This is a genomic window from Paenibacillus sp. JDR-2 (assembly GCF_000023585.1).
GTDB lineage: Bacteria > Bacillota > Bacilli > Paenibacillales > Paenibacillaceae > Pristimantibacillus.
Map to the genome: position 1 here is coordinate 871,154 of NC_012914.1, position 20,011 is coordinate 891,164.

The following is a 20,011-nucleotide window of genomic DNA, read 5'->3' on the forward strand; positions in this document are numbered from 1 at the left end:
AGTTACTAAGTTATTAGCTGCATTGTAAAACGACCCATACATTTTCAAAATTCAGTTGCTTGAGATCCTCTTCGCGTATCCAGAAATACAACCTGCCTGTCATTCCCCACATCATTCCAATTTCTTCTTCCGAGTCGATTTGGAGGAGAAGCTTCCAGGAGTCTGCTGTTTGTTCGAGCAATTCTCTCCTTGGATCCCTATACCCAGTACCGTCTCCGCAGTATAAACCATGAGTGACTAGTTGGCACTCTAATTGCATCTCATTCTGAATTGGATTGGGATGTCCCAATAATCTATGACTCGTATCGCCAAAATTATAATGCTCTTCCATTTCTTCGAGTAAGGCATAGTAGTTATCCTTTTCCTCAATTGTTAATCGAAGTTTCTCAATAAACAATGATTCGACAGGAGGTAATGTTGTCTGTAGGTTGAAGACCGTCATACATGACGAGTAACTACCTTGTTCAATGATATCTTCTGGTTCTTCTCTTCTTTCTAGATCTTCGATACGATCAAAATAGAGAACCTTCCATCTTCCACGGTCATTGGGATCAAATCCCCACGGCTGCTCAAGCGAATCATAAAAGAAACTGAGTAGACCTTTATCAGGCAATAGAGAAAGTTTATTTTCCGGCTCTCCAAGATTAACTTGTGCAACAAAATGTAGAGAACGATCCTCATACATTGGCCAAGCAAATCCAATTGGCAGATCTGGTTTGCCGCCTAGCTTAGAATGTGCAACAGGGATGTTACCATCGTCCCGGTTTTCCGTGGTCATTCTAAGTGATAATAAACAATTAGAGATAATGGCATCTTCATATTTCTCGAGATTACTGGAACGAATAAGTTGTTCTATCTTGCTGTCAATCATACAGCTCCTCCAATCCACGGTTAGGTTAGAATCAGTAACTCTCATTCTATCATTTACTGGAAAAGAAGAACTATCCCAATATAAAAAAAAGGAAGGCCCAATTAAGCAGGCCTTCCTTTTCTTTCGGTCCCCCAAAAAAATAAGACAACGGCGAGGAATAGAGGGAATTGTTCTCCTGGAGGAGCGGAGCGCTTGCCTTTGTCAGTGTGAAATCTCGTTAAACGAGTATAATCAAAATTTCACACTGGCAACAGCAACCGGAAGGAGAACAATTCCCGCCATGACGAGCTCATGACGAGCTCAGATGTCCGTTCCCTCTTCTGAGTTAGTTGTCTTTGTAAACAAAATAGTCAAAGTCTGCATACTGACTCCGTCCCGAAGTATCCTGGCATTGCATGCCGACAAACGCGCCGGTGAAGAAGCCGCCGCCATGAATGTAATCATCCGACAGCTTATGCGACTCGAAAGTAACCGGCAGCGTTGTCCAGCTGTCGCCATCGAACGAGTACGAATAGCGGTAAGTCAGCTCCGTAACGTCAACGCGGAGGAATACGTATGCCACGCTGCCTGGGATAACAACCTCGGAGCCTTGCAGCGGCTGCGAGAACGAGAAGTTATCGCAGGCAACCAGCTCCAGAATACGGCCTTTCTCTTCATGCCGGGTAATCTGGCACGAGGTCCAGTTCTGCGTATTGTAATAGTTAACGAGACCGGCGGATTGCTGAAACGTCTCTGGGTTGAAAGCTACCTTCGTCTCCGCGGTAAAGTTGAAATGCTGCCAGCGGCGGGCAACAAAAGCCTGCGTGAACTTCGAAGTCAGCGATTCTTTCCCATAGATGCGTAGATGGCCGGGGTTATCCTTCAAGGTCACAATCTTCTCGCCGAGCGGAATACGCAAAGTCTGGAAATGCGGATTCAGCGTCTCCGAATCGAACTCGTCCTTCTCGGGGAAGTCGGGTCCCCACACCACTTCTTCAATGTTTGGCCCTTCAATGGTCAGCGAAGGTTTATTGCCGCCTACCACATAAGGCCAATCGTTATGCCATTCAAGACGTTGAATAGCTGTTTCTCGTCCAAGCGGGCAATAACCTCGAGGGTCCAGCAATGGTTGTCCTTCGCGGGAGAGCGGACGCCCCACCAGGTGGACAAGGAACCATTCATTCGTATGCGTCTGAACGATGGAAGCATGTCCCGCTTTTTGAAGCGCACTCCGGGGATGAGCATGCGAGGAAATTAACGGATTTTCCGGATGCACCTCATACGGTCCGCGGAGATTTTTCGAGCGGGCGATAGTTGCCTGATGATCGTATTTAGTGCCGCCCTCAGCGGTCAGCAGGTAGTAATAGCCGCCTATTTTGTACAAATGCGGCGCTTCGGTTAGCTTAATGTCGGTGCCTTTGAAAATGACTTCCGCTTTGCCGACCAGACGCTGCTCAGCCGCATCATACTCCTGCAGCACGATCCCGTAGAACGGGTGATTGCCCAAGCGTTGATCCCACATCATATTCACGAAATATTTTCTGCCGTCCTCATCATGGAAGAGGGAAGGGTCAAAGCCGGAGCTGTTCATATGAATCGGCTCGGACCATTCGCCGTCAATCGTATCGCAGGTAACCAGGTAGTTGTGGCAATCCTTCCACTGCCCTTCAACAACCTTTACGTCGGTGTAGATCAACCAGAACTGATTGTCGCTGTAAGACAATTGAGGCGCCCAGATCCCGCCGGAATCCGGATTGCCCATCATGTTCAGCTGGCTTAGGCGGTTCAGCGGACGGGATGCAAGCCGCCAGTTTTTCAGATCCTTGGAATGGTAAATTCCCACGCCAGGAAACCACTCGAAGGTCGACACCGCAATATAATAATCTTCGCCTACGCGGCAAATGCAAGGATCCGGATTAAAGCCGGGAAGAATAGGATTCGTAATAGCAGACATATCGACAAAATTCTCCTCTCATCAGTCAGCAAATAAGCCATTGGAAAGACTGGAAGTGTATAGGAATTACCCTTCTTCGCTACCGTCTTCTTTTGGCTGGTATGTTATAATATCTTTTATATTATCAAGGGCTTTAAGGATATCCCATATCCATAGCAGGACAGTATTTACCCAAATCGATCAAGCTGAGGGCGCTGCTGGAGAGGAGTTTGAAATGGAGCAAAAAGAGCGTCAAAAAAGGGAGTTTATGCTCCCCGATATGGACTCGACCTTCCGGGTGTTCGGAGCCCACTCCCGAACCGTTGATCCCGGCTGGAGTTATCCGCTTCACAAACATCCGTTGTTTGAGATCAATCTGGTTCTGACGGGTACCCAGCAGTTTAGCGTTGAACGGACAAGCTACAAGCAAAAAGCCGGCGACCTGCTGCTCTTCAGGCCTGGCGACCAGCATGAAAGCCGGGTGTCGGGCGAGGAAGACATGACGTATTATTGTCTTCATTTTGACGTGGACGAGCCGTCGTTCCGCGAACTGCTCTGCCGGAGCCCAAGATGCTTCTACCCCTCGGACAGCGAGCTTGCTATGGCGATAAGGCCGGCGCTGGACAAGCTTATCGGGTTAACGGTATCGCATGAAGCGGTCTTGAGAACGGAAGCCCGCATGCATATCCTATCCGCGTTATTTGAGCTGTTTGCCGTCCTTAGCGGTACGTTGTCCAAGCTGAATCAAGACCCTGCCGGCCTTAGAAATTCCGAGCTGGCTTCGCGGGTCGCCATCATGCTGGAGGAAGCCGTGGAGGATGCTGCGGATGCCGGAATTATGAATGACAAGGATACGATAACCTCGATTGCCGCTGCGGTCGGCTACAGCACCTCGTCGGTGAACCGTCTCTTTAGTAGGGCCTTTGGCGTATCCCCGAGGCAATATCTATCCACGATTATGCTGAAGAAGGCGAAGCTGCTGCTAATGGATCTCGAGCTGACCATTGAAGAAATCTCCTCGAGACTTGGCTATAACAATATTGCCCATTTCAGCAGACAGTTCAAGCGGTGGACCGGTGAATCTCCGAGCCGTTTCAGGGATAGATTCCACGATTAGACATATAGTGGTAAACTATAGGAAGAGGTATTTTTCGCGAAACGTATGCTTTCGGCAGCCGTTTACGCTTGGATTGTTGAAGAGGAGTGACGCTAGCTTGCATAACTTTAGTCGTATGCGCTCCCTGTTAGGACTGCTGATAGCTATGCTGTTTATCCTATCTGCATGTAGTAGAACGGAACTATCCATGAAGCCGATCTCCTCGGCGAAAACCATTAATATCGGAGTAACGTACTCGCCTAACACTCTCAATCCATTGTCACCGGTTGGACAGGTCTCTTCGTATATCTCCGGTTTAATGTATCTGCCGCTCTTTGAATTGGATCAGGATTTGACCTTTAAGCCGATGCTGGCGGATTCCATTACCACAATGGATCATACGTTATTTACAATCAACCTGAATCCGGCCGCCAAATGGAGCGACGGGAGTCCTGTCACGGCGGATGATGTTGTTTTTACGCTGCAGCTGATGACAAGCAGGGAGATTGCTTCGACTTATGCGTATATGTTTTCCATTATAGAGGGGACAGATTCAGCGGGGTTCCGGCCGCAGGAGCAGTTGGGGTTAACCGGTGTACAAGCAGTGGACGAGCATACTTTAACGATCAAGACCAAAGAACCGACAACTTTAACCATTATGCAGGACACGATAGGCCGAAACTTGTTTACTCTCCCGAAAAAAGCGCTTGAGAATGAGCCGGTGGATCAGCTTAGGAACGGTGATTTTGTGCAAAAATCAGCTGTCATCAATGGTCCATATCATTTCGATAGCTACGAGCGGGATCAACTTGTCCAGATGAAGGCAAACGCTGCTTATTTCAAGGGAGCGCCAAGAATCGGCCGGTTAAACTTTAAAATATTGAAGGGCGAGGCGCTTGCCGATCAGCTCGAAAGCGGGGATATTGATCTCAATATCCCGTCGTTTGGGGTTATCCCGATTGATGACTACGGTAAAATCAAAGCGCTCCCGAATGTGACGGCGGTGAATGGTCCATCTATTACGACCCAGTTCATGTATATCAATGAACAAGAGCTGCCGGATGCAAGGCAAAGGCAAGCGATCTCTTACGCGATTAACCGGGAGAGGATTGTGAACGATCTGCTGAGGGGAGCGGGAGAGACGGTAGACGGCTTGTTCACCAGCTACAGCCCTTACCTTGATCCGTCGGTCAAGCAAGTTGAATATGATCCGGACAAAGCAAAAAGCCTGCTCGCGGAGTCAGGCTGGGTACCCGGTAAGCAGCTGACGTTATCCGTCTTGTCCGGGGACAGCACGCTGGAGCAGGCGGCCAAAATGGCAGCCGATGATTTAGAGGCTGTTGGAATAGAGACAAAAATTCAAATGGTGAGTCTGGCCCCGCTAATCCACAAAATTGTTGAAAGAGACTACGATCTTGGCGTTATGACGGTCTCGATGTCACTCGTTAATCCTCTGCCGGACGTGAGCTATTTTCTGCAGAAGGGGAATCCTAACGGGTACCGTAATCCCGAAGTGGACATGCTGCTCTCTTTCCTGAAATCGGAGAAGAGCGAAGCCGACATTAAGGAATCCTACAGCAGGCTTCAACAGATTGTGGCGGCAGACGTGCCCATGCTGTCCATTTATGCGACTCGTTCTTTGAGTGTTGTGAATAATGCGGTAACCGGCGTGAATCCTTCGGATTACGGCATGTTTATTCATGTGCAAGATTGGGACATTAAGCGTTAAGCTTGGTGTCCCTTTTCCGTGTCGAGGGTCAGAACAACCGGGCAGTGGTCGCTGCCGAGAATTTGAGAATCGATGCCTGCTTCAACAATGGCCGGGGCAAGTCTTGCGGACGCAAGGAAATAGTCGATGCGCCAGCCGACATTCCGTTCCCTGATCTTCGGCATAAAGGACCACCAGGTATACGCATCGGTGCGGTCCGGGTACAAGTAACGGAAGGAATCAATAAATCCGGCGTCTAGCAGACGCGTCATTTTCTCCCGTTCCTCGTCCGTGAAGCCGGAGTTGCCTCGGTTCGACTTGGCGTTTTTTAGATCGATATCCTGATGAGCCACGTTTAAATCCCCGCATACGATCACCGGTTTATGTTCGTCCAGCTTAATGAGATAACCTCTGAACATTTCTTCCCAAGCCAGCCGGAAATCCAGCCTCGACAGGTCCCGCCTAGCATTTGGCGTGTACACCGTCACGAGATAGAAGTTCTCGTACTCAAGCGTAATAACCCGTCCTTCGGTATCCTCGTCTTCTTCGCCTAAGCCGTAGCTTATGGATAGAGGCTTATGCTTCGTGAAAATCGCCGTGCCGGAATACCCTTTTTTCTCGGCATAATGCCAGAACAGATGATAGGCTTCGCCTAGCTCCAGCTTGATTTGTCCCTCCTGAAGCTTTGTCTCCTGCAGGCAGAAGAAATCCGCGTCCATCTCGTTGAAATAATCCAAAAACCCTTTATTTACACTAGCTCTAAGGCCGTTTACATTCCAGGATACAAACTTCATTGCTTGCGAATCTCCTTCTCTATTAACTCTCGTACTCTAGTGTAACATACGTCCATCCGTTCGAAGGCTTTAAAATTTTGCCTATGCGGCATACGCCATGATGGACAGTTCTGTTACAATAAAAGGACTTAAAGACGAGAAAGAGGAGATTGCATGAAGTTCAGACCGTGTATCGACCTGCATAGCGGGAAAGTGAAGCAAATCGTTGGAGAAACGCTGGATGCCAATCCGGGGCGCGTGGTTGAAAATTTTGTGTCCGAGCATGACTCGGCTTATTACGCTTCGATGTTCAAGCGGGATGCGCTCACAGGCGGTCACGTCATTATGCTGGGCGGAGGTAATGAAGAAGCGGCGTTGTCCGCTTTGCGCGAATATCCGGGAGGCCTGCAGATCGGCGGAGGAATTACGGCGGATAACGCGGCAAAATATCTCGAAGCTGGCGCTTCGCAGGTGATTGTGACATCTTATATTTTCCGTGACGGCGAGCTCAATATGGACAACCTGAAGCGGATTGTCTCCGAGGTTGGCAAAGACAAGCTTGTTATCGATCTGAGCTGCAAGCAAAAGGACGGAAGCTGGTATGTCGTGACGAACCAATGGCGGACCTTCAGCAGCTTCCAGGTAAACGAAGCGAATCTTCGCGAGCTGGAATCGTATTGCAGCGAGTTTCTCGTGCATGCGGTAGATGTGGAGGGGAAGCGGACAGGCATTCTGGAGAGCCTGGTGAAGCAGCTGGCGGATTGGGTAACGATCCCGACGACTTATGCCGGCGGCGCCCGCTCGCTGGAAGATCTCGAGCTGTTCCGCCGGTTGACGGACGGCAAGCTGGACATTACGATCGGCAGCGCGCTGGACATTTTCGGCGGCAATTTGTCCTACGATGAGGTTGTGGCTTACTGCTCGCGCGGATAAGCGGTCGTTTTAATCGCCAAATAGAGGATAAGCGGAAAATGTATCTCCTGGAGAGCGTCAGCGCCTGCCTTTGTCTTCCCTTTGCAACCTTGTAGAATTGTTAAGGCAAAGGGAAGGCAACAGCAGCGGAAGGAGATACATTTTTTGCGTTCTAATTATGGCGGAATTAATCCGACCCTACTCTTTACCGTGGCGCATAAACAGCCACACACCGAAGAGGATTACGACACCTGCGCCAAGCTGCCAGCCCGTGAGAGCTTCCTTGAGCAGCGCCCATGCCAGCAGCGAAGCGATAACCGGTTCGCCCAGCACGGACATGGAGACGGCCGTTGCATTCATATATTTCAGCAGCCAGTTGAACAGATAATGGCCGAACAGGGTTGGCACAATCGCCAGCAGCAGGAAGATGCCCCACTCATGCGAGCTGTAGCCGGTAAACCGGTAGCCTTGAATGAGGTTATAGACGGCAAGCGTTGTAGCGGCAATCGTAAACACAAGGAAGTTATAGGCGAAGGCGCTTGTGTTGCTCCGGAGCTGCTTGCCGATCAGCATATGGAGCGCTACCGCAATCGTGCCGAGAATCGACAGGACATCGCCGTACAAAGCTTCCTTCGATAAGGCCAGGTCGCTGGAGCCGATGATAACCGTGCCGATCATGGCGATTCCCATGCCCAGCAGCATCATTTTGTTAGCCTTCGTCTTGAAGATGAGATAAGAGCCCAGCATCACAAGCACCGGTTCAAGCGCCAGGAAGATCGTAGAACTCGCAACCGTGGTATGCTTCAGGGACGACATCCAGAACAGGAAATGCAAGGCGAGCATAACACCCGAAGCAAGCAGCAGCAGAAGCTGGCGAGCCGTATGGTAGAGCAGCTCCTGCTTATATTTCCACGCTAGCGGCAGCATAATCAGGACAGTCAGGTAGAGGCGGTACATGCCGATAACCGAAGGTTCGGCGCTGGACCATTTGATGAAAATAGACGAGAATGAGATGGCGATGATGCCAACGACGTAGAGGAGCTCGTAGGCGGAGAACGACTTGGATGCGCGATTCATGAATGTTACTTCTCCCATGCAATAAATTCGTATAAAAATCCCAACATGTAATACTACTACAGGCGGGTAAAAGGAGCAATTTGTAACTGTTGGTTTTTAGGCTGCAAAAAACGATTGACAGTCTTTTCCCAACCCGCTATGATCTTATCAACAGATACGGATTGACGAAAATGTCAGTCTGTAACACGGAGATCGAATCGACTGGACCAACCAGAGATTCAATGGAACTGTCTGCTTAGACGTCCATTGGATCTTTTTTTTTATCCTAATTCCAACTATTCCAATAAGGAAAAATTAAATTATGTGATGAACAATCAGGCAGAGGAGGTGCCGGCTATGTCGACGGCATTATTGGAGATTGTAGATGTAAGCAAAACGTTCCGCAATTCTAACGAGGCGGTTCCCGTGCTTGACCGGTTGAAGCTGACCATCAATCAAGGGGAGATTGTATCGATTATTGGACCAAGCGGCTGCGGAAAAAGCACGCTGCTCAAGATTATAGCGGGGCTGGATGTCGATATCGAGGGCCGTGTTCTGCTTGAAGGGGAGCAAGTGAAGAAGCCGTCCCAGGAGAAAGGGTTTATTTTTCAGGAGCATCGGTTATTCCCTTGGCTGACGGTTGAGCGTAACATTGCCGCTGATTTATCCCTTCGAAATCCGGAGACCCGCAAGAAGGTAGATCAGCTGATCAAGCTGGTCAAATTGGAAGGCTTCGAAAAAGCGTATCCGAAGCAGCTGTCCGGGGGGATGTCCCAGCGGGTGGCTATTGCGAGAGCGTTGCTCCGCAATCCTAAGGTGTTGCTGCTCGATGAGCCGTTTGGCGCGCTGGATGCCTTCACCCGCAGCCATATGCAAGAGGCTCTTCTGGATATTTGGCGCGAAAACCGCACAACGATGCTGTTTGTCACCCATGATATCGACGAAGCGGTGTTCCTGTCGCACCGGGTTATCGTACTGGACCCTCGTCCCGGCCGGATCAAGACGATCGTTCCGATCGATCTTCCGTTCCCCCGCAAAAGAACGGGTTCGGCGTTCCAGGATCTCCGCACGTTAATCCTCCGGGCTCTCGATCACGAAGAGCCGGATAAAGAATCTTATACAATCTAGCTCCGGCCGATGTTGTTCTGTTAATAAAGACGCCAGCGGAGATTGTTTCGGCCTGTTGTGACTTTGCGTGTTTTGTATCGGTTAGCGAAGGTTTTCTGGTCGAGCTTGACTATTGCGTGTTCTAAAGGCCAGCGGAGGTTATTTCGGTCGAATGTGACTATTGCGTGTTTGTTCCAACAAATGAGAACGTCTAATCAAGGAACAAATCGCAAGGAGCAGTCGACCGAAATAACCGTAGCGCCAAACCGCAAGGAACAATCGACCGAACAACCGAAGCCTCAGCACCGAACAAACCGCCGCAAGGAGCACCTGCCCTAAACAACCGGAGCTATGAAAGGATGATAATCATGTCCAATCCTGCAACTGAAGCATTAAAAGGAGTAACGCCATCCCCGGCGGCATCCAAGCCGATCCCTGCTGTTCGCGCCGCAAGGAAGAAAGGGGATTTCAAGGGAAGAAAGCTGCTGATGGGCAGTTTGCTGCCGCTTATTATTCTTGGAAGCTGGCAATACGTCAGCGGCACGGGAATCGTAGATGCCATGATGTTCCCGGCGCCTTCCTTCATTATTAAAGAATTTTATGAAATGATCGTCTCCGGCGAGCTGTTCCGCCATCTGGAGATCAGCGTACTTCGGGCGCTGATAGGCTTTCTGCTTGGCGGCAGCCTTGGCCTGCTATTTGGCCTTACGGTTGGCATGTTCAGCAAGGTCGAGGAAATTGTAGATCCTACCGTTCAAATGATTCGCACCGTACCGCTGCTCGCGATTACGCCGTTGTTTATTTTGTGGTTCGGGTTTGGGGAGACGTCGAAAATCCTGCTAATCGCGCTTGGAGCGTTCTTCCCGCTGTATGTAAATACGTTTCTTGGCGTACGGAACGTGGATTCCAAGCTGTTTGACGTTGCGAGAGTACTGGAATTCAAGAAAGTGAACCAGATGATCCGCCTTGTTCTTCCGGCGGCTATGCCCAACGTGCTGCTGGGACTCCGGCTTTCGATCAGTATTGCGTGGCTGGTGCTTGTCGTGGCTGAACTGATGGGTGCCGACCGGGGCATCGGCTACTTGATTCAAGATGCCCGGTCGTTTATGCGCACCGAGGTGGTGTTTATCGGCATTATACTTTTTGCTGCCGTCGGCAAGCTGACGGACTCGCTGGTACGGGTACTGGAGCGGCGCCTGCTCAAATGGCGCGACAGCTACAAGGGTTAGCTGCCGGCTGGGCTTTGCTGCGGCGGAACCTGCCGCGGCGGCATCTTGGCGGCCTCCGCTTCGAAATATTCCTTCAGCTCGGCTTCCTTGCGAGGATCCGTTAAGGCGATCTTGCCTTCCAAATGCTTGCTTACCAGCATTTCCCAAGTGGGGGCTGCCTTTTGGGCACGCATGGCGCGCACGGCGTTTTTAACCATGCGGCGTTCCTTCGCGTTAGTGTACAGATCCTTGTATTTCTGCTTATAAGTATCGAGATCCAAATGTTCGAAGATAGCACGGAACACATCAGCCGTCATGATCGCATCGTCCAGCGCCCGGTGGGCATTCCCTTCGAAGACCAGGTTAAGATCGGCCAAAGCGGCTTCTACGCTGACGTCGTTTGTGATATTTTTATAGCGGAGATAGCCCTTCAGCAGGTCGAAAGTATCCATGGACAGCCAAAAAGCGTCATCCAGCTTATGCATCCGCGTATCGTAGACGATCCGTTTCAGGTCTTCGCCGCCCCAAGTAAAGAGCATAAAAGGCTCTCCGCGGTCCAGCCAATTAATAAACTCGCCGATCACGCGAGGGAATTTTGGCGCTATATCAATCTCTTCCTGCGGAATACCCGTCTTTTTCTTAATAAAGGAATTCAGCTTGGAGAAGTAGACCGGCTTGATCAAGGAAGAAAAAATATCGGTCTGCTGCAAATCGGCATTCAGCCGTACGGCGCCAATCTCAATGACTTCCATGGGAAGATCGCTTGCGAATTTGCGTCCGTTAAATTCAATGTCCAGAATTATATAATCCATGTATTAACCCCCGATAAATTGCTCATGCCTATCCATTCTAACAGAAATGCGAAGGAAACAGGAATGAGCGTATGAGAACCTCTTGAGAGGATCATGGCGAAGGAGCAGATATTATGGCCAGGAATGTCATCAAAGACCAGCAGCAGAGGGAACTGCGCCGCAATCAGATATTGTCGGCGGCGGCTTCCGTTTTTACCGTGCGCGGCGTTGCCGTAGCGAAAATATCCGATATTGCGACCGAAGCGGGATTAAGCTACGGTCATGTTTATAATTTTTTCGAATCCAAGGAGAAGATTCTATTGGCACTTGTACAGTCCTCGCAGGAAAGGTACACCGAGCTGTTGCTTGAAGCCCGCGGCGGCAGCGGAACGGCATTGGATAAGCTTAGATGGCTCATCGAGCAATACCTGCAGAAGGGCAGGACGTCCACGCATTTCTGGGTGGTGCTGCAGGCGCAGGCCACCGAGGTGCTGAATCCGGAAGAGAAAGCGGAGATCAATCAGAAAGCCCAGGCTAACCGCGATCTGCTCGCTGATATAATACGTGACGGGCAGACAGAAGGCACAATAGTGGATGGGGATGCGGTTGAACTGGCAACGCTGCTGCTGTCGCTGTTTCAAAGCACGTCGATATGGGGCTACCGCGGCTTCGGCGAGCCTTCCGGTCATGCCGTAGATATTATGCTGAGGCTTGTTGTCAAAAAGTAAACCAAACTGGTTGGAATAATCGGAAAAAAGTGGTTGACAGCAAAAAAGTCAGCTGGTAATATCAGAATCACCAAATGACAAATTGATCATTTTATCAGTTTGTTAAACGAAGAGAATGAAGAATCGACTGGACGACCGGAGATTCGATTTCCTAACCTTTTACCTGATCACAGGGAAAGGATAGGGATCGGATCTTTTTTATTCTCTAAATCCGATTAAACAAATAAGTAAAGTTGTATTAAGGGAGATGGAGCATATGAAGAGAAACAAGTTTCGGGCTTTAACGATAACTGCCTTATCGGTTGTGGCGCTCGTGACGGTGCTGGCCGGCTGCGGCGGCAAAGCGTCGAAGGAGTCAACCGCATCCGCGGCATCTGCTAACGGAAGTAAGAGTGAACGGCCGCATGTTACGGTCAACGTAGCTATTAACGGTGGATTGTCGCCGCTGCTTCTGGCAAAGGAAAAGGGGTGGCTTGAGGCGGAGTTCAAGACGCTAAACGCCGACGTCAGCTGGAGCGAATTCCAGAGCGGGCCTCCGCTGCTTGAGTCGCTGGCTTCCAAACGCGTCGACCTCTCCTTCCTGGGGGATGGCGCTACGATTTCCGGTTTATCGGCAAACCTGCCTTTTGAGGTCATCGCTCTTCTAAGCGACGGCAAGCTGTCCAACTCGATTATTACGCCGAAGGATAAAGGGATCTCGAAGGTCGAGGACCTGAAGGGCAAGTCGATTGCGGTTGCCAAAGGCACAACGGCGCATGTGTTCCTGCTCAAAGTGCTGGAGAAGTACGGGCTGAGCGACAAGGACGTCAATCTGATTGCGCTGCAGCCGGAGGACGCGCTGCCGGCCTTCGAGACTAGCAAGGTGGATGCTTGGGTAACTTGGGATCCTTACACGACGAAGGAGACGGCATCGGGCAAAGCGACGATTATCGCGGGCTCCAATGAAGGGATTGCCGCACCGGTGTCGGCTATTGCAAGAACGGATTTTGCGAAGAGCAATCCGGAGCTTGTCACGGCGTTCCTGAAGGTTTACAAGCAGGCGATTGATTGGCAGAACGCCCATAACGACGAGGCGGTGCAGATCTATGCGGATCTGAAAAAGATTGACGCAGGCGTAGTAAAAGCTCTGCTTGCCAGCTCTGCGCCTAGTCTTCGCGCTTACAAGCAAGAAGAGCTGGATGCTCAGCAGAAGTCGGCGGAGCTCTTGCTCGGCAACGGCTTCATTAAGAACAAGATTAGCTTCCAGGATCATGTCGACGCCAGTTTTCTTGAGAAGCTGTCCCAATAAACCATTTATAAAAGGAGCGATTACCCATGACTCAATTAACCGTAGACACATCCCGTCAATTTGATCTTTTTTCGAAACGCACCATTCAAGGCGGCCCTCGTTTCCTGCAGCGTTTGGCTGATGGCTTGGGAGACCGTCCTTATACGTTGTTTACGCTGAAGCCGCTTGGCCCGGTCATCGGTGCCGAGATTGAAGGCGTAGACCTTAAAGAGCAAGTATCGCCGGAGGTCAAAGCAGAGCTTCACCGTGCGCTGCTGGAGTGGAAGGTTCTCTTCTTCCGCAACCAGGACATTACAAGCGAGCAGCAGTTGAATTTTGCAAAACAATGGGGAGAGCTTGAGAACCATCCGTTCCTGCCAAAAGGCGAGGCCGCCGAAATTACCCGTTTCGAGAAGGACGCCAATATGAAAGGTCAGGAGAACAACTGGCATACCGATGTAAGCTGGCGTTTGGAGCCGTCCCTGGGTGCTGTTCTACGGTTGTCCGAGGTGCCTCCTCAAGGCGGAGACACGCTGTGGGCAGACATGGGTGCTGCTTACGATAATCTTCCTGAAGCCGTGAAGGAGCGCATTAACGGCTTAACCGCAATTCATGATTTTACTCCGACATTTGGCAGGAACATGCCGCCGGAGCTGCTTGCCCAGAAGCAGGCTGAATTCCCGGCTGCAGAGCATCCGGTTGTCCGTACGCATCCGGAGACGGGACGCAAGACGTTGTTCGTGAATCCGATTTTTACGACGCGTATTGTTGGCCTGGATGAGGAAGAAGGAGAGAAGCTGCTCCAGTACTTATTCCGTCAAGCGGAGATTCCGGAATATCAAGTGCGTTTTAATTGGGAGAAAAATTCGATTGGGCTGTGGGACAACCGCGCGACCCAGCATTACGCCTCTTCCGATTATTATCCGAACCGCCGCGTAGCGGAGCGGATTTCCATTCTTGGCGACCGTCCTTATTAATTATATACTTAGGGCAGGCTTGGCCTATCATAGCGTTCAAAAAGGAGAGGAAGTACGTGCCCAGAGCAACATGGATTCAGCATTCCGTTATTTTTACCTTAAAGCATGCCGAAGGCTCGGAGCAGGAACGACAGTTTCTCGAGGACGGCAAAGCGATTCTCAGCTCCATTCCCGTTGTTCAGCAGTTCCGGGTTTTCCGTCAAGTAAGCCCGAAGAATGACTATAAATTCGGGTTCTCGATGGAGTTCGCCGACCAGGCGGCCTACGAGGCTTATAATGAGCATCCGCTGCATGTTGCCTTCGTATCGGAGCGTTGGGAGAAGGAAGTGGAAGCGTTCCTCGAAATCGATTATTCGGAAGTTTAAAGAAGCATAAACAACGGAGGGTGTTCCTTTGGGGCCGGTTCAGGCTGCTCGGGACACCCTCTTTTTGCTTGCGCAATTCGATTAATAAGCCGGCTCAAAGGCAAACGAAGCAATATTCATGACAAGCACGTATTTGGTCTGATTTGTATCCGTGGTTAAGGTGAGATATGCCGGGTCAAAAGCCGTCAGAATGCCTTGTACATCGCCGGCTGCGGTCGATACGGTCATTAACTGGCCCTTGTGGCGGGTCATCAGGGAGAAAAGGGTGGAGCCCGGCGTAATCAGATGGGAAGCGGATGGCGTTGTCATTGGATTCATTCCTTTCTAGTTAGGTCTGATTCGTATATTATAAGTATCCGCTTACAAGCGAAAACGGAACCAGTTTTTTTGCAGGGTTGTCCGAATGTTAAACATAGGCCTATAATGGAGCGGGAATGTTCAATCTTTTTGCGTTTATTTCACCTATGACTATGGGAGGTCATTTTTCATGAAGAAGCTGAAAGTACTTGGGCAATTAACAGAGGCGGGTGTCGTTGCAGTTCTGCGCGCGGATTCGCCGGAGGAAGTAGCTGAGATGGCGCGCCGTGCCATCAAAGGCGGAATTAAAGCGATTGAAATTACGATGACAGTGCCGTTCGCGCTCCGTGCGATTGAACAGCTGTCCAAAGAGTATTCCAGCACGGCTTCGCCGGATGCGGACAACTTCGCGATTATCGGCGTAGGTACCGTGCTTGATCCGGAAACGGCACGCGCCGCGATTATGGCCGGTGCGGAATTTGTAGTAGCACCTGCTTTTAACCCGGATACGATTAAGCTTTGCAACCGTTACGCGATTCCGGTTATGCCGGGCACGATGACGGTTCATGAAATTCAAAGCGCGCTTGAGATGGGTGTTGACGTAGTCAAGCTGTTCCCTGGCAACCTGTTCTCGCCAAGCATCATTCCGTCGATTAAAGGTCCTCTGCCGCAGGCAAACATTATGCCAACGGGCGGTGTATCGCTCTCCAACCTGAAGGATTGGGTTAAAGCGGGCGCCGTAGCCGTAGGTATCGGTTCCGACCTGACGAAGGATGCCGTAGCAACAGGCGACTTCTCGCTGATCGAGCAAAAAGCAAGCGCTTATATGGAAGCCTATCGCGCCGCGAAAGGGCTGTAAGTTTTTGAAACGTCCCGGGGATGGAGGGCTTAGCTGCTCCCACTTGGGGCGTTTTTGCATGCTGGGCCTGGAATTATGCCGTCCCGGCATGGATATGAGGCGGTAATCGTATTGAAATGACCTGGTGATTTTGTATAAAGTAGTACTATGTGCATGTAAACATGAAGGAGGCCGTTAAAGAGCATGGAGTACCGGATTGAGAAAGACACAATGGGCGAGATCAAAGTTGCTGCGGATAGAATGTGGGGAGCTCAAACCCAGCGCAGCTTGGAAAACTTCAAAATCAGCGGCGAGAAAATGCCGCTTCAAGTCGTATATGCGATGGCCATCATCAAGAAAGCGGCAGCAAACGCAAACCTGAAGTTGGGCAAGCTTGAAGAGGAGAAAGCCGGCGTAATCGGCGAAGCGGTTGACGAGATTCTGGCTGGCAAATGGGACGAGCATTTCCCGCTTGTTGTATGGCAGACAGGCAGCGGCACGCAAACGAACATGAACGTGAACGAAGTCGTTGCTCACCGTGCGAACCAATTGCTTGCTGAACGCGGCAGCGAAGCTCGCATTCACCCGAATGACGACGTTAACCGTTCCCAAAGCTCGAACGATACGTTTCCGGCAGCTCTGCATATCGCGGGCGTAATCGACGTGGAAGACAAGCTGATCCCTTCAATCGATGTACTGGCTGGTACATTTGTTGAGAAGATGGAGAAGTTCGACAACATCGTCAAAATCGGCAGAACGCATCTGCAGGATGCTACTCCAATTACGCTTGGCCAAGAAATCAGCGGCTGGCATGCCATGCTCGAGAAAACGCGCGCGATGCTGATCCAAAGCATTGATCAAATGCGTGAGCTGGCGCTTGGCGGTACGGCGGTTGGTACAGGCCTGAACGCTCATCCGGACTTCGCGGTGAAGGTAGCGGAAGAAGTAACGGCTCTGACTGGCAAAACGTTTATCACAGCTCCTAACAAGTTCCACTCGCTGACAAGCCATGATCAAATCGTGTACGCGCATGGTGCGGTAAAAGCACTCGCTGCGGATCTGATGAAGATCGCAAACGACGTTCGCTGGCTGGCAAGCGGTCCTCGCTGCGGTATCGGCGAGATTTCCATTCCGGAGAACGAACCGGGCAGCTCCATTATGCCGGGTAAAGTAAACCCTACGCAAAGCGAAGCGCTGACAATGGCTGCATGCCAAGTGTTCGGCAATGACGCAACGATCGGTTTCGCGGCAAGCCAAGGCAACTTCGAGCTTAACGTGTTCAAGCCGGTTATTATCTACAACTTCCTGCAATCCGTTGCTCTGATGGCGGACGGCATGATCTCGTTCAACGATAACTGTGCGATTGGCATCGAGCCAAACGAAGCGGTTATTAAGCGCAACTTGGAGCAATCGCTCATGTTGGTAACGGCGCTGAACCCGTACATTGGCTACGAGAACGCGGCGGCAATCGCGAAAAACGCGCACAAAAAAGGACTGACGCTGAAAGAATCCGCAATCGCAAGCGGCCTTCTTACTTCCGAACAGTTCGACGAATACGTGAAGCCGGAAGCAATGGTTGGCAAACGTTAATAGATGAGGCAGGCTCCGGGTCCCCGGAGCCTGTTTTTTTATGCGGCCGACCGGGGAGATGCATCATGTGGCTGGCGGTTTTGCGCTGAACAGTCGGAGCTTAAGGTCCCTAAAGGACCTTAACGGTGTTCGGCGAGGTGTGACTTGGGTACTTAAGGTCCCTTAGGGACCTTAAGGCTGGCGGAGAACGCTGAAATTTGCGCAAACGGGTTGAAATGTAGAAGGTTAAGGTCCCTGAGGGATCTTAGGTATGTTCAAGCGAGTGTGAATGGGCTACTTAAGGTCCCTAAAGGGTCTTAAGGTAGGCCGAAGCAGCAGAGACTGGTTTGGTTGCAGGAGGCTGGCTAAGCTAAGTTTAACGATGCCCGACATCGTTAAGCTGCTAATGTGAGGCGTGAGGCGGGACTTCTGAGCATGCATGGAGCAAGGGCTCGGGTGCCAGCAGGCGGCGGAATATGGTATGATACGGATGGCAGTTGTCTACAGGCCAGCTGCACATTTTGGATGTAAAGTAGGGTAACTTATTATGCATTTATTATCAGTTGAACATATAACAAAAAGCTACGGCGAGAAAATGCTCTTCGAGGACGTGACCTTTGGCGTCGAAGAGGGCGACAAAATCGGTATTATCGGCGTCAACGGAACAGGCAAGTCGACGTTTCTGAAGGTTATCGCCGGATTTGAGCCTGCCGATTCCGGCAGTATCTCGATCGGCAACCGCGTCGTTGTGCGAATGCTGGCGCAGGACCCGACCTTTGCGCCCGGAGAGACGGCACTAGAGCATGTGCTTGGCGGCGATTCGACGCAACTGCGCGCCGTGCGCGAATATGCGGCTGCGCTTGAAGCGCTTGAGCTGAAGCCAAGCGACGAGTCGTTGCAGGAGCGTCTGATCAAGGCTAATCAGAAGATGGACGAGCTGGACGCCTGGACGCTGGAAAGCGAAGCAAAGACGGCGCTTGGCCGGCTGGGCATCCAGAATTTTAATGATAAGGTAGAGACATTCTCCGGCGGGCAGAGAAAACGCGTTGCGATGGCGGCTGCCCTGCTACAGCCTTCGGATATTCTTATTCTGGACGAGCCTACCAACCATATTGATAACGAATCCGTTGCATGGCTGGAAAGCATGCTGCAAAAGCGCAAAGGCGCGCTGCTCATGATTACCCATGATCGCTACTTCTTGGATCGGGTGAGCAACCGCGTCATCGAGCTGGATAAAGGGCGGGCTTTCTTCTATGAAGCGAACTACAGCCGTTTCCTTGAGCTGAAGGTAGAACGCGAGGAACGGGAAGCGGCTTCGGAGGACAAACGTCAAAATTTGCTGCGTAACGAGCTGGCTTGGATCCGGCGCGGAGCGAAAGCCCGGACGACCAAGCAGAAGGCCCGGATCGACCGGTTTGAAGTGCTTAAGGCGCAAGCGCCGAAGCAAGCAGGCGGCAAAATGGACGTATCTGTAGCATCAACGCGCCTCGGCAAAAAAATCGTGGAGATTGAGGCGGTCAGCAAACGGTTTGGCGACCGTACGCTTATCCGCGATTTCAGCTATATCGCCGTACCGGAAGACCGCGTCGGCATCGTTGGCCGAAACGGCGAAGGCAAGTCTACTTTGCTGAAGCTAATAGCGGACAAGCTGCAGCCCGACGAAGGCAAGATCGAGCTTGGCATGACCGTTAAGCTGGGATGGTTCTCGCAGGAGCATGAAGAGATGGACGAATCGCTTCGCGTCATCGAGTATATCCGTGAAGGAGCGGAGCAGGTGAAGACGGCAGACGGCACGACTATTTCTGCCGGTCAGATGCTGGAGCGGTTCCTTTTCGCGCCTGCGATGCAATGGTCGATTATCGGCAAGCTCTCCGGCGGCGAGAAGCGCCGTCTGCAGCTGCTGCGCGTCCTGATGAACGCGCCTAACGTGCTTTTGCTCGACGAGCCTACCAATGACCTGGATATTGCGACGTTGTCGGTACTCGAGGATTACCTCGACGATTTCCCTGGCGTTGTGTTTGTGGTATCCCATGACCGTTACTTCCTTGATCGGACCGTCGATAAAATCTTCGCCTTTGAAGGTGATGGCGTGATTACGCAGCATGTCGGCAATTACACCGAATATCAGGAGTATGCGGAAAAATACGGCGTCTCCACGGATTCGGCGGGCAGCGTAAAACCGGCACAAGCGGCAGTTAAGCCGGCAGCGGAATCTTCTGCGGCAGCTGACGGCGGAAGCAAGCCATCCGGCGAACGCTTGCGCATGTCGTACAAGGACCAGAAGGAATTCGAGCAGATTGACGGCTGGATCGCGAAAGCGGAGGAACAGCTGGCAGCGGTGACGGAAAAGATGAATAACGCAGGCAGCGACTCTGCGCTCTTGCAGCAATTGGTTGATGAGCAGCAGCAGCTGGAGACCAAGCTGGAAGAGCTGATGGACCGCTGGGCGGAGCTTAACGAGCTGGCGGAGCAGATTGCGGCTCAGAAGAAATAGGTTCATGCTTTCGATGACAATTCTTATTAGGAGGAACTCCAA

18 protein-coding genes are annotated in these 20,011 nt (G+C 51.2%); 12 read left to right on the top strand and 6 right to left on the bottom strand.

The genetic code is table 11. The annotated features are described in order from the left end of the window. Window positions 1-13 precede the first annotated feature (13 nt). Together PJDR2_RS03880 and PJDR2_RS03885 are read right to left on the bottom strand one after the other, a co-directional pair. On the bottom strand, window positions 14-871 hold the full coding sequence (locus PJDR2_RS03880) for a YwqG family protein (protein WP_015842375.1): 858 nt from the start codon (window positions 869-871) through the stop codon (window positions 14-16). Between the two features lie 325 nt (window positions 872-1,196). Then, entirely contained in the window at window positions 1,197-2,804 is a 1,608-nt protein-coding gene (locus tag PJDR2_RS03885; RefSeq protein WP_015842376.1) for a glycoside hydrolase family 43 protein, read from the bottom strand. Window positions 2,805-3,018: 214 nt separating this feature from the next. On the opposite strand from PJDR2_RS03885, the gene PJDR2_RS03890 reads away from it, so the two are divergent. Together PJDR2_RS03890 and PJDR2_RS03895 are read left to right on the top strand one after the other, a co-directional pair. Beyond that, window positions 3,019-3,900, top strand: coding sequence for a helix-turn-helix domain-containing protein (locus PJDR2_RS03890; protein WP_015842377.1), 882 nt, complete (start codon window positions 3,019-3,021; stop codon window positions 3,898-3,900). A gap of 187 nt (window positions 3,901-4,087) precedes the next feature. Continuing rightward, window positions 4,088-5,608 carry an ABC transporter substrate-binding protein gene (locus tag PJDR2_RS03895; protein WP_049790014.1) on the top strand — a complete coding sequence of 507 codons (1,521 nt, stop codon included), beginning with the start codon at window positions 4,088-4,090 and terminating at the stop codon, window positions 5,606-5,608. Here PJDR2_RS03895 and PJDR2_RS03900 read toward each other — a convergent pair. Continuing rightward, entirely contained in the window at window positions 5,605-6,381 is a 777-nt protein-coding gene (locus tag PJDR2_RS03900; RefSeq protein WP_015842379.1) for an exodeoxyribonuclease III, read from the bottom strand. The two genes, PJDR2_RS03895 and PJDR2_RS03900, sit on opposite strands and share 4 nt — an antisense overlap. Window positions 6,382-6,534: 153 nt before the next feature. Here PJDR2_RS03900 and hisA point away from each other — a divergent pair, with 153 nt between their 5' ends. Continuing rightward, the gene (gene hisA, locus PJDR2_RS03905) at window positions 6,535-7,293 is read left to right on the top strand and encodes a phosphoribosylformimino-5-aminoimidazole carboxamide ribotide isomerase (protein WP_015842380.1); all 759 of its coding nucleotides are present in this window, start codon (window positions 6,535-6,537) and stop codon (window positions 7,291-7,293) included. A 177-nt stretch (window positions 7,294-7,470) separates the two neighbouring features. On the opposite strand, the gene PJDR2_RS03910 is transcribed toward hisA, so the two are convergent. Next, complete coding sequence (locus PJDR2_RS03910) at window positions 7,471-8,349, bottom strand: DMT family transporter (protein WP_015842381.1); 879 nt, start codon at window positions 8,347-8,349, stop codon at window positions 7,471-7,473. A gap of 336 nt (window positions 8,350-8,685) precedes the next feature. On the opposite strand from PJDR2_RS03910, the gene PJDR2_RS03915 reads away from it, so the two are divergent. Both PJDR2_RS03915 and PJDR2_RS03920 read left to right on the top strand, forming a co-directional pair. Next, window positions 8,686-9,456, top strand: coding sequence for an ABC transporter ATP-binding protein (locus PJDR2_RS03915; protein ID WP_015842382.1), 771 nt, complete (start codon window positions 8,686-8,688; stop codon window positions 9,454-9,456). A 338-nt stretch (window positions 9,457-9,794) separates the two neighbouring features. Then, a complete protein-coding gene (locus PJDR2_RS03920; protein WP_015842383.1) occupies window positions 9,795-10,664 on the top strand; it encodes an ABC transporter permease in 870 nt (289 codons plus the stop codon). Here the strand turns inward: PJDR2_RS03920 and PJDR2_RS03925 are convergent. Then, window positions 10,661-11,455 (bottom strand): 3'-5' exonuclease, encoded by a 795-nt coding sequence (locus PJDR2_RS03925; protein WP_015842384.1) that lies wholly within the window; start codon window positions 11,453-11,455, stop codon window positions 10,661-10,663. The two genes, PJDR2_RS03920 and PJDR2_RS03925, sit on opposite strands and share 4 nt — an antisense overlap. Window positions 11,456-11,568: 113 nt before the next feature. Between PJDR2_RS03925 and PJDR2_RS03930 the strand changes: the two genes are divergently transcribed. The 4 genes from PJDR2_RS03930 to PJDR2_RS03945 all read left to right on the top strand — a co-directional run bounded on the left by PJDR2_RS03930 (window position 11,569) and on the right by PJDR2_RS03945 (window position 14,771). Beyond that, window positions 11,569-12,162, top strand: coding sequence for a TetR/AcrR family transcriptional regulator (locus tag PJDR2_RS03930; protein WP_015842385.1), 594 nt, complete (start codon window positions 11,569-11,571; stop codon window positions 12,160-12,162). A 256-nt stretch (window positions 12,163-12,418) separates the two neighbouring features. Beyond that, window positions 12,419-13,450, top strand: a complete 1,032-nt coding sequence (locus PJDR2_RS03935; RefSeq protein ID WP_015842386.1) for an aliphatic sulfonate ABC transporter substrate-binding protein — start codon at window positions 12,419-12,421, stop codon at window positions 13,448-13,450. A 26-nt stretch (window positions 13,451-13,476) separates the two neighbouring features. After that, entirely contained in the window at window positions 13,477-14,406 is a 930-nt protein-coding gene (locus PJDR2_RS03940) for a TauD/TfdA dioxygenase family protein (protein WP_015842387.1), read from the top strand. Window positions 14,407-14,462: 56 nt separating this feature from the next. After that, a complete protein-coding gene (locus PJDR2_RS03945; protein ID WP_015842388.1) occupies window positions 14,463-14,771 on the top strand; it encodes a Dabb family protein in 309 nt (102 codons plus the stop codon). A gap of 81 nt (window positions 14,772-14,852) precedes the next feature. Here PJDR2_RS03945 and PJDR2_RS03950 read toward each other — a convergent pair whose 3' ends face one another. Beyond that, window positions 14,853-15,080, bottom strand: a complete 228-nt coding sequence (locus PJDR2_RS03950) for a DUF2642 domain-containing protein (RefSeq protein WP_015842389.1) — start codon at window positions 15,078-15,080, stop codon at window positions 14,853-14,855. A gap of 178 nt (window positions 15,081-15,258) precedes the next feature. Here PJDR2_RS03950 and PJDR2_RS03955 point away from each other — a divergent pair, with 178 nt between their 5' ends. The 3 genes from PJDR2_RS03955 to PJDR2_RS03965 all read left to right on the top strand — a co-directional run bounded on the left by PJDR2_RS03955 (window position 15,259) and on the right by PJDR2_RS03965 (window position 19,969). Continuing rightward, on the top strand, window positions 15,259-15,927 hold the full coding sequence (locus PJDR2_RS03955) for a bifunctional 2-keto-4-hydroxyglutarate aldolase/2-keto-3-deoxy-6-phosphogluconate aldolase (protein WP_015842390.1): 669 nt from the start codon (window positions 15,259-15,261) through the stop codon (window positions 15,925-15,927). A 183-nt stretch (window positions 15,928-16,110) separates the two neighbouring features. Continuing rightward, window positions 16,111-17,496, top strand: coding sequence for a class II fumarate hydratase (gene fumC / locus PJDR2_RS03960; RefSeq protein WP_015842391.1), 1,386 nt, complete (start codon window positions 16,111-16,113; stop codon window positions 17,494-17,496). Between the two features lie 526 nt (window positions 17,497-18,022). Continuing rightward, window positions 18,023-19,969, top strand: coding sequence for an ABC-F family ATP-binding cassette domain-containing protein (locus PJDR2_RS03965; RefSeq protein WP_015842392.1), 1,947 nt, complete (start codon window positions 18,023-18,025; stop codon window positions 19,967-19,969). Window positions 19,970-20,011 lie beyond the last annotated feature (42 nt).

Excerpts from the sequence above, each read along its gene's own strand:
- PJDR2_RS03965 (WP_015842392.1), top strand. The coding sequence starts at position 18,023 with ATGCATTTATTATCAGTTGAACATATAACAAAAAGCTACGGCGAGAAA.
- hisA (WP_015842380.1), top strand. The coding sequence starts at position 6,535 with ATGAAGTTCAGACCGTGTATCGACCTGCATAGCGGGAAAGTGAAGCAA.
- PJDR2_RS03890 (WP_015842377.1), top strand. The coding sequence starts at position 3,019 with ATGGAGCAAAAAGAGCGTCAAAAAAGGGAGTTTATGCTCCCCGATATG.
- fumC (WP_015842391.1), top strand. The coding sequence starts at position 16,111 with ATGGAGTACCGGATTGAGAAAGACACAATGGGCGAGATCAAAGTTGCT.
- PJDR2_RS03895 (WP_049790014.1), top strand. The coding sequence starts at position 4,088 with ATGAAGCCGATCTCCTCGGCGAAAACCATTAATATCGGAGTAACGTAC.
- PJDR2_RS03900 (WP_015842379.1), bottom strand. The coding sequence starts at position 6,381 with ATGAAGTTTGTATCCTGGAATGTAAACGGCCTTAGAGCTAGTGTAAAT.
- PJDR2_RS03940 (WP_015842387.1), top strand. The coding sequence starts at position 13,477 with ATGACTCAATTAACCGTAGACACATCCCGTCAATTTGATCTTTTTTCG.
- PJDR2_RS03935 (WP_015842386.1), top strand. The coding sequence starts at position 12,419 with ATGAAGAGAAACAAGTTTCGGGCTTTAACGATAACTGCCTTATCGGTT.
- PJDR2_RS03885 (WP_015842376.1), bottom strand. The coding sequence starts at position 2,804 with ATGTCTGCTATTACGAATCCTATTCTTCCCGGCTTTAATCCGGATCCT.
- PJDR2_RS03920 (WP_015842383.1), top strand. The coding sequence starts at position 9,795 with ATGATAATCATGTCCAATCCTGCAACTGAAGCATTAAAAGGAGTAACG.
- PJDR2_RS03880 (WP_015842375.1), bottom strand. The coding sequence starts at position 871 with ATGATTGACAGCAAGATAGAACAACTTATTCGTTCCAGTAATCTCGAG.
- PJDR2_RS03955 (WP_015842390.1), top strand. The coding sequence starts at position 15,259 with ATGAAGAAGCTGAAAGTACTTGGGCAATTAACAGAGGCGGGTGTCGTT.
- PJDR2_RS03910 (WP_015842381.1), bottom strand. The coding sequence starts at position 8,349 with ATGAATCGCGCATCCAAGTCGTTCTCCGCCTACGAGCTCCTCTACGTC.
- PJDR2_RS03930 (WP_015842385.1), top strand. The coding sequence starts at position 11,569 with ATGGCCAGGAATGTCATCAAAGACCAGCAGCAGAGGGAACTGCGCCGC.
- PJDR2_RS03915 (WP_015842382.1), top strand. The coding sequence starts at position 8,686 with ATGTCGACGGCATTATTGGAGATTGTAGATGTAAGCAAAACGTTCCGC.
- PJDR2_RS03925 (WP_015842384.1), bottom strand. The coding sequence starts at position 11,455 with ATGGATTATATAATTCTGGACATTGAATTTAACGGACGCAAATTCGCA.
- PJDR2_RS03950 (WP_015842389.1), bottom strand. The coding sequence starts at position 15,080 with ATGACAACGCCATCCGCTTCCCATCTGATTACGCCGGGCTCCACCCTT.